This is a genomic window from Psychrobacter sp. MES7-P7E (assembly GCF_002863645.1).
Classification (GTDB): domain Bacteria; phylum Pseudomonadota; class Gammaproteobacteria; order Pseudomonadales; family Moraxellaceae; genus Psychrobacter.
In genome coordinates, this window is sequence record NZ_PJBU01000040.1 from 1 (window position 1) to 1277 (window position 1277).

The 1277-nt window shown below is 43.8% G+C and carries 1 protein-coding gene; it reads left to right on the forward strand.

Features of this window, described 5'->3' with window-relative positions; translation table 11 throughout:
* Positions 1–65: 65 nt before the first annotated feature.
* Positions 66–1231 (forward strand): IS3 family transposase gene (locus CXF62_RS01380; RefSeq protein WP_102092628.1). Its coding sequence is split into 2 segments (ribosomal slippage): positions 66–321 and positions 321–1231, totalling 1167 coding nucleotides; the frame shifts between segments, so codons are not numbered across the junction.
* Positions 1232–1277: the final 46 nt, after the last annotated feature.

Here is a 1277-nt window from a genome sequence, read left to right on the forward strand (position 1 = left end):
TGAGCTATGCTGAAGAAACCGTACAACTAAACTTGGTAAACTAAGCACAATTATAGGAGTTTACCATGACCAAGAAATTAAGAACTTACAGTAACGAATTTAAAGCTGAAGCCGTCAAGAAGATAGCGGATAACAATGGCAATATTTCAGCGACCGCAAAGCAACTTGGCATCGCCATGCAAACGCTATCCAACTGGCAGAACAAAGCTAATCAAGGCAAGCTTGTAGGAACAAAGCAGTATGACCCTGAACTTATGAGTGCGCTTGAAGAGGTAAGACGCCTAAAGCGACAGCTTAAAGTTGCCGAAGAGGAGCGCGAGATCTTAAAAAAGGCGACGGCGTACTTCGCGAAGCACAGTTAGTAAAGTACGCCTTTATCAAAGACAATCAGCAGATATTTAGCATCACTACTATGTGCCATGTATTGAAGACTAAGCCGTCAAGCTACTACGACTGGCTGAGTCGTGATATCAGCTGTCAGCAGGTACACCGTAATCAGTGCGAGCTACTAGTTAAAGTCGCTCATAGTGAAACTTATGAGCGCTATGGTGTTGAGCGTCTGCATGCAACGCTCACCGAGCAAGGGTATGATATTAGTCTATACATGGTCAGAAGCATCAAAGAGGAACATGGCATCAAATGCCGTCGTCACAAGCGCTTTAAAGTCACCACTGACTCAAATCACAAAAAACTGGTCTATGACAACGTATTAAATCAGCATTTTGATATGCAAAGACCGAATCAAGCGTGGGTCAGCGACATTACCTATATCTGGACAAATGAGGGCTGGCTGTATTTAGCGGGAGTCAAAGACTTATACACCAAAGAGCTGGTCGGCTATGCTATCAATAAGCGAATGACCGCAGATCTAGTATGCAAAGCATTGAACATGGCCATCAGGAATAAACGTCCAAGCAAAGGGCTAATCGTTCACTCTGACAGAGGTAGCCAATATTGCAGCCATACCTACCACAAGATCATTAAGCAACATCAATTTACAGGCTCAATGAGTGGCAAAGGCAATTGTTTCGACAACGCGCCCATAGAAAGCTTCTGGGGTGTCTTGAAGAATGAGCTTGTGTATCACCAAGACTATAAAACAAGGTTTGCAGCCATCAACGATATCATTGGCTATATTGAGCTGTATTACAACCAAACTAGAATTCAAAAGGGCTTGGGCTATAAATCGCCAAGACAGGTGTGGTTTGACTCTTATCGTCAGGCTGCGTAATCAAAATCTCCCAAGTTTAAGTCTACGGGATTGACGGCAGGGGTCA